The organism is Chamaesiphon sp. VAR_69_metabat_338, from assembly GCF_031423935.1.
Lineage (GTDB): Bacteria > Cyanobacteriota > Cyanobacteriia > Cyanobacteriales > Chamaesiphonaceae > Chamaesiphon.
The window spans coordinates 1-7,228 of the sequence record NZ_JANPGM010000690.1 but is presented as its reverse complement, the minus strand read 5'-3'; the positions used below and the strand labels follow the sequence as shown (position 1 = coordinate 7,228).

At 48.2% G+C, this 7,228-nt stretch carries 7 protein-coding genes; 4 read left to right on the top strand and 3 right to left on the bottom strand.

The window, feature by feature from the left end; genetic code table 11:
* From RMO84_RS19315 to RMO84_RS19305, 3 genes are all read right to left on the bottom strand, one after another.
* Positions 1-958, bottom strand: a 958-nt coding sequence (locus RMO84_RS19315; RefSeq protein WP_310490063.1) for an aminotransferase class I/II-fold pyridoxal phosphate-dependent enzyme, incomplete at its 3' end; no start/stop codon positions are given.
* 275 nt (positions 959-1,233) lie between these two features.
* Positions 1,234-2,337 (bottom strand): GNAT family N-acetyltransferase, encoded by a 1,104-nt coding sequence (locus RMO84_RS19310; RefSeq protein ID WP_310490062.1) that lies wholly within the window; start codon positions 2,335-2,337, stop codon positions 1,234-1,236.
* Between the two features lie 387 nt (positions 2,338-2,724).
* On the bottom strand, positions 2,725-3,159 hold the full coding sequence (locus RMO84_RS19305; RefSeq protein ID WP_310490061.1) for a hypothetical protein: 435 nt from the start codon (positions 3,157-3,159) through the stop codon (positions 2,725-2,727).
* A 521-nt stretch (positions 3,160-3,680) separates the two neighbouring features.
* On the opposite strand from RMO84_RS19305, the gene RMO84_RS19300 reads away from it, so the two are divergent.
* From RMO84_RS19300 to RMO84_RS19285, 4 genes are all read left to right on the top strand, one after another.
* Positions 3,681-5,156: an alpha-amylase gene (locus RMO84_RS19300; protein ID WP_310490060.1), complete on the top strand. Its 1,476-nt coding sequence runs from the start codon at positions 3,681-3,683 to the stop codon at positions 5,154-5,156.
* 83 nt (positions 5,157-5,239) lie between these two features.
* Positions 5,240-5,896 (top strand): DUF1003 domain-containing protein, encoded by a 657-nt coding sequence (locus tag RMO84_RS19295; protein ID WP_310490059.1) that lies wholly within the window; start codon positions 5,240-5,242, stop codon positions 5,894-5,896.
* A gap of 96 nt (positions 5,897-5,992) precedes the next feature.
* Positions 5,993-6,664 carry a DUF1003 domain-containing protein gene (locus tag RMO84_RS19290; RefSeq protein WP_310490058.1) on the top strand — a complete coding sequence of 224 codons (672 nt, stop codon included), beginning with the start codon at positions 5,993-5,995 and terminating at the stop codon, positions 6,662-6,664.
* A partial coding sequence (locus RMO84_RS19285) for a diacylglycerol kinase family protein (protein ID WP_310490057.1) occupies positions 6,648-7,228 on the top strand: 581 nt, incomplete at its 3' end. The genes RMO84_RS19290 and RMO84_RS19285, both read left to right, overlap by 17 nt.

The window sequence follows — 7,228 nt, the reverse complement described above, 5'->3', positions numbered from 1 at the left end:
GGCGGGCTTCGATTTGTTGTTCGGCGAGGGCGAGGCGGATCTGTTCGCGATCGGCTCCGAAGGTGGTGGGGTCGATGGTGAGGCAGGTGAGCCAGCGGGTGGAGTTGCCCCAGGGGGCTTCGGGCATGAATTCGATGCCGGGGATGTGGGCGAGGGCTTGTTGATAGACTTCGCAGTTGCGGCGACGGGCGGCGACGCGATCGCTTAAGACCATTAGTTGACCGCGTCCGATGCCGGCGAGGACGTTGCTCATCCGGTAGTTGTAGCCGATTTCGGAGTGCTGGTAGTGGGGTGCGGGGTCGCGGGCTTGGGTGGCGAGGAATTTGGCTTTGGAGGTGATGCTGGCGTCTTCGGAGACTAGCATGCCGCCGCCGGAGGTGGTGATGATTTTGTTGCCGTTGAAGGAGTAGATGCCGACGGTACCGAAGGTACCGGGCGATCGACCTTTATAGGTTGCGCCGAGGGCTTCGGCGGCATCTTCGACGGTGGCGACGCCGTATTCTTGGCAAGTTTTGATGATGGGATCGAGATCGGCACTTTGGCCGTAGAGATGGACGATAACGACGGCTTTGGGGAGTTTGCCGATGCTGGCGCGTTGCTCTAGTGCGGCTTTGAGCAATAGGGGATCCATGTTCCAGGAGCTGCGATCGCTATCGATGAAGACGGGTTTGGCACCCAGATAGGCGATCGGATTGGCACTGGCGGAAAAGGTCAGGCTCGAACAAAATACTTCATCGCCAGCACCGACGCCGACTAGTTTCAATGCTAAGTGGAGAGCGGCGGTACCGGAACTAACGGCAGTGGCATGACTAGAACCTACAGCTTGGCAAAACTCGCGCTCGAAGGCATCAACATGAGGGCCAATGGGGGCAATCCAATTGGTTTCAAAGGCTTCGGTGACGAATTGGTGTTCGCGATCGCCCATGTGGGGAGTTGAAAGCAAAATAGGTTTTGTCATTACCAGAAATTATAAATAAATGAAAGTTGTGCGCGGTGTTGTGACTGCCCGATCGCTAACGAGAGCATCGCTGCAGCAGGCGATGTTACGCTCTGCTTGGAACCTGTTTCAATTATACCCAGATTAATTTCCAAGCTATCTACACCAGACTCGACTCGATCGGGTGCGCGCCACTATGAGCGTTATTGCCATCCTTCGTCCTGCTGCTAAAGCAGACGCTACGCGAACGGGGAGAAGTGGTTATTAATTATCAACGATCGACGATCGATTGAAAGCTACGATGGCGATCGATAGGCAGGGAAAAAAGCTGTCTGCTCGAATTCGGCGACTGGTTTGCTTAAAGTCGCGGCTCTGGAATGAATTAAATAATTATATAGCTCCCGATTGATAATACTTTGCATGGTCATAAACGATGCGCTGCGATCGGAAAAGCCAGATTTAAAATGATATAGTGAGTCGCGATTACTGCCGAGTCCTCCGCCGAGATTCAAGTAGTTATTACCTCTTTGTTTGCCCCAGTTCATCATGTAATCGAACATTAAGGTAGTGGGGGATTGTGATAAGAATTTTGTCTTAGTTCCGCCCAAATGATATTGAACGATGCCGTTAACTTCAGTTACTAAACTAGCAGCGGCAGTTTCGCCATCAATTTCTACCAAACAGATATGTAGCCTGTCGCCTAATGCTGGGAATAGCTGTTGAAAATACGCCCGTGTGAAGAAATAAGCACTATTGGCATTGACGCGTTGCATGGTTTCGGTATAAATCTCGATAAATAGATCCAAGCTATCGATCGAGACCATCTTCGCGACAAATCCCGCCCGTTTTAATTTATTAATTTTAGTGCGATGGCTGGATCTGATCTGCTTCCAAATTGTTTCGGTGTCGTTAGTTAGGTCGCAAATAACGACGTCACCGCGCGTGGTGATGACAAACCGATCGGGATTGGACAGGGCAGGATCGATATAGTCATTGAGCGTCGGATGCAGTCGCAAAAATGCCGAACAGATATTTTTGGCATACCAGCATTCGTGAACGATATTCAAACATTTTTCGATAAACTGTGAGTTTTGGCCGGCTCGATCGATTAACATGCCGGGATAACCGTATGGCGAAATTACATCATAAATTGGTTTGCTACTAAACTGAAAACGATCGAGATTTTCAGGACACTCACGCACGATATAAGGTAAGAAAAACACTCGATCGCCATCTTCGATCGCGATCGCTTCGGCCTGACCCTGATGTCGCTGTGATTCTAATTCTAAATAACCAGGAAGATGATAAAAATCATGCGGAAGCAGATCTAAGTATTTTTGCCACTCGGTATCTGTGGGTGAGATAACTTGAGCTTTTATCGAGGTTGATAATAATGTCACCACAATCGTACTTTATATACCCTAATTTTCAGTGTGAAAAACGATCTGGCCATCTCGATTGACGATCTTGTGCTGGCTGTGGGGTTGACTGCTAGTTAAGTCAGTTACCACCGATTGCAGTCATGTGCCCTCTTGCCGACAAGTCCCAGTCGCTCTACTGCGATTCTTTTACTTAGATTGCCCAGATTTCACCAAAAAGCATCAACATCTGCCTGAAAAACGATCGCTAGAGCTAGTTGCCGTGCTCGACTACTATCCGGTGCGCACAAAAATGACCTGCAGATCGACTAGGTGTCTGCAAGTCATGGTGATGGGTTAGGATGAGGTTGGGCTATTGCTACCGATCGAGCAACTCGATCGAGTAGCAATTAGTTATGGCTTTAAAAACTAAAATCCGAAGAAGTTTTTGGTTTTTTTAGCAGTATTCTTGGCAGAGTTTTCAACTTTCATAGCAGTATCTTTTAGGGCATCTTCAGCTTTGTTCATACTGCTTTCCGTAGAATTATCAACTTTCTGGGCGGTGTTTTCCATTGCGTCTCTAGCTTTGTCTAGACTCTTTCGGACGGACTTGTTGCCATCCTGCATCGCCGATTGGATGCGATCTTTTTCTAGGGCTTCTCGTTGTTCTAACTCTTTGACTACAATTTCTTTTTTGCTGCCCATCGTCTCTGGCACTTGCAGATCGATCCCTGGAGCTGCTATTGCCGTATCGATCCCGAGCGAGATTCCTTGCCAAATTGACAACATCAATACCAATCCACCGATCGCGCGGCTGAGATAACTTTTTAGGCTCGATAAGATACCTGGATGCAGAGATTTCATAAAGTTACTTAATTACGGTGCGCATCACCCATTCTTACCGAAAAATCGCGACCTCAGCATCTACCGATCGATAGAGATTGACGATCGCGAGGACGATCGCCATTCGCTCTAGTCTATGAGTAAATAGGGCTTTAACAGCATGCTGCATTCAGATCTAGCCCCGAGCTTTCGATCGAGACTGCGATCTAGGCGTGCAGGATTGTCTCGATCGTGCTGTTGGGAATCTCGAACCGATTGCTGTGCCATTAGATAGCTTAGATCCAAGTTTAAACCATCGCAATTACTAGCATCGAGCCAATATTATCGCCAGATCGGGACAAAATTGGGATTGCTTTTGCCTATCTTAAGTAGTATTTATTTAGAGATTAATTCAGTCGATCGATAGATATCGAGTTAGTAAATCTTGTCGCCTAGATGCATCCAATGCCTGATAGACAAGCTCCTATAATTCCAGCGAAGATTAGTAATAACGATGCTATTCGTTGTCATATTCCTCACTTCGCTAATTTAAGCAAATAATTATGTCTGAACCTAACGGTGTAATGATGCAATACTTTCACTGGTACAACCCAGATGATGGTAGTTTATGGCGGCAGGTTGCAGACAAAGCCAGCGAATTAGCCGCCGCTGGAATCACCTCCTTATGGTTGCCACCTGCCTACAAGGGCACCGGTGGTGGCATGGATGTCGGTTATGGTGTCTACGACTTATTCGATCTCGGTGAGTTCGATCAAAAAGGCTCGGTGAGGACGAAGTACGGTACCAAAGCCGAATACATTCAGGCGATTAAAACTGCCAAAGCGGCAGGGATAAGGATCTATGCTGATGTCGTGTTCAATCATAAGATGGGCGCGGATGAAGCTGAAGATGTTGAAGCTACTCCCTTCAATATGGACGATCGCAACGCCCCGATCGGTGAATATCAAACCATTAAAGCTTGGACGCACTTCACTTTTCCCGGACGTGCTGGCAAGCATTCCAAGATGGAGTGGCACTGGTGGCACTTTGATGCGATCGACTACAACGCCTATAACGAAGGCGAGTCGGCAGTTTATTTGCTTAAGGGCAAATCATTCGATAACAATGTAGACCAAGAGAAGGGGAATTTTGACTACCTGATGGGCTGCGATCTCGATATGGAGAATCCCGAAGTCGTCGGCGAACTCAAGTATTGGGGCGAATGGTGTTATGACACTACCGATATCGATGGGTTTAGGTTCGATGCTGTCAAACACGTCTCAGCAGAATTCTTTGCTGAATGGCTCGAACACGTCCGTCAATATGCCCAACGCGATCTGTTTGCTGTCGGTGAATATTGGTCTTATGAAGTCGATGCCCTGCACCACTTTATCGAAACTACGGCTGGCAAAGTGCATCTCTTTGACGCCCCGCTGCATTACAACTTTCACGTTGCCAGTCAAGCCGGCGAAAATTACGATCTGACCAAGATTTTTGATAATACCTTGGTACAGCAACAACCCTATCTCGCTGTAACTCTAGTCGAAAATCACGATTCGCAGCCACTCCAGTCCCTCGAATCGATCGTCGAGCCGTGGTTTAAACCCCTAGCGTATGCCCTCATTCTGCTCCGCGAAGCGGGATACCCCTGCATCTTTTATGGTGACTACTATGGCGCAAATTATAAAGATGCGGGCAAAGACGGCAACGAGTATGAAATCTGGATGGACTGTCACCAGTTCCTCATCGATAAATTCCTCTACGCCCGTCAAAACTATGCCTACGGCGAACAACGCGACTACTTCGACCACCCTAGCACGATCGGGTGGACGCGCGTGGGCGACGAGGAGCATCCCGGCGGGATGGCGGTAGTCCTCACCAATGGCGGTGATGGCAGCAAATGGATGGAAATCGGTCATCCTAATTGTACCTATATAGACATTACCGAGCACGTCAAAGACCTGATCGTCACCAACGATGAAGGCTGGGCAGAATTCCGTTGTAATGGCGGCTCTGTCTCGGTGTGGGTCAAACAATAGGCTTTAGGCTTCCCATAACTACTGAGTGGTAGAAGCAATCCAATTGACTGCTTCTACCACTTTCTATCCCCCTACTTCCCTGTATGAAAACTACTAACACCAACATTGAAGTCGATCGAGCTTTGCCCAATGGCGAACACTCGACTGTGAATATCTCCGTCCCCGACAACCGCGAGGTCAATATCGAAGTCGGCGAAGCTGTACCGGAGCAAGTACTCCGAAATGTCGAGGCGATTGCCAGCCATCAAGATCGCCACAGACAAAGTATTACAGCCGATCGCCGCGTGCTGAATAAAATTGCGGCTTTCTTCGCCCGTCCGGGATTTCTGTACGCTCAAATTGGCTTTTTTGCAATTTGGATCGGTTGTACCCAACTCGCCGAGCGCAATATTATTGCCAAAAATTTTCCCCTCTTCGATCTGCATTTACACGGCTTAGAAGTGGCATCATTGCTAATTTCTACTGAGGTCTTAATCGCTCAAGCCCATCAAGAAAAAGTCGAACAAGAGAGCACTCATTTAGCCATTCAACTCGATTTAGTTACCGAGCAAAAGATCGCAAAATTGATCTCCCTAGTTGAAGAATTGCGAACCGATCTACCTAATGTCAAAAATCGCAATGATGCCGAGGCCGAAGAAATGAAACAAGCCATCGATCCCCAAGCAATCCTAGAAGTCATCCAACAAAACGTCAATCACCCATTGAATGAAGACTTAGAAGCCAAATCTTATCAATCATAAACCAGAGCACGGCTACATCGATCGTCGCAAGCTACCTGAATAAAAGCTACTAAAGACTTAACTTGTTATCTCCCCCGCTCCCCGCTCTCAAAACAGATGACCAACGGCTCTAAAAACATCATTATTGACACGCGATCGATCGGTAGTAGTTCTGCTTTTCGGGACGATCGCGAAATCGTCACATCGATTACCCAAACTAGTGCGGATATCGATATCGATACGCTCGTGCCAGAGCAAGTTATCAAAAACATCGAGGCCATTACCTCGCATCAAGAGCGTTACCAAGCCCAAGCAACCACTGCTCAACGGCTGTTAGCAAAACTCGTTAGTATTTTTGGCACGCCAGAATTTTTATACTTTCAAGTTATCTTTTTTATTATTTGGGAAATTTGCGGACACTTAGTAGATCTCCATATTTTACCGCCGACTTTTCCGCAATTAGATCTTCGCGAACAGTGGCTAGATTTAGCATCATTGTTTATTTCCACAGGCGTCTTAGTCTATGAAAATCGTCAGGAAAAAGTTAGCGAAGATCGATCGCATCTGATGCTCCAGCTCAATCTGATTACCGAGCAAAAAATCGCCAAATTAATTGCCCTCGTCGAAGAACTCCGCACAGATTTGCCCAATGTTAAAAATCGCGACGACGAGGAAGCAGAATTGATGAAGCAAGCCACCGACCCCCAGGCAATTTTGGAAGTTATCCATCAAATTTCCGAACCACCATCCACCGATACCAAGGTACAAACCAATGAAACCTCAAGCTAGTCTGATTTTTAACCCCGTCGCCGGACAAGGCGATCCAGAGCAAGATCTCGACCTCATCAAATCTCTGCTGAGCGATAACCTCGATCTCGATATCGTCGTCACTAGCGCAGAATGCGAACCGGGCGCGCTCGCCAAAGCCGCGATCGATCGCGGCGCATCCTTAATTATTGCCTCCGGCGGCGATGGTACCCTCTCCGCCGTCGCCGCCGCGCTAATGGGTACGAGTATACCCCTGGGGATCATTTCGCGCGGTACCGCCAATGCTTTTGCCAATGCGCTAGATCTGCCAACCACCATCCCCGAAGCCTGCGAAGCCATCTTGACAGACCATACCAAAGTCGTCGATATGGCGCGGTGCAACGGCTTACCGATGGTACTGCTCGCTGGCATCGGCTTTGAAGCCGAAACCGTCAATTTAGCCGATCGCGATGCCAAAAAACGCTTGGGAGTAATGGCCTACGTCCTCGCCGGACTCAACCAACTCCGCAACCTCGAACAATTTGAAGCCCAAATCGAAACCGACGATAAAATCATTACAGTTTCCGCCGCCGCCATCACGATCGC

Bases quoted from the DNA above. Each gene is read 5' to 3' on its own strand.
- RMO84_RS19300 (WP_310490060.1), top strand. From the start codon at position 3,681: ATGTCTGAACCTAACGGTGTAATGATGCAATACTTTCACTGGTACAAC.
- RMO84_RS19305 (WP_310490061.1), bottom strand. From the start codon at position 3,159: ATGAAATCTCTGCATCCAGGTATCTTATCGAGCCTAAAAAGTTATCTC.
- RMO84_RS19295 (WP_310490059.1), top strand. From the start codon at position 5,240: ATGAAAACTACTAACACCAACATTGAAGTCGATCGAGCTTTGCCCAAT.
- RMO84_RS19290 (WP_310490058.1), top strand. From the start codon at position 5,993: ATGACCAACGGCTCTAAAAACATCATTATTGACACGCGATCGATCGGT.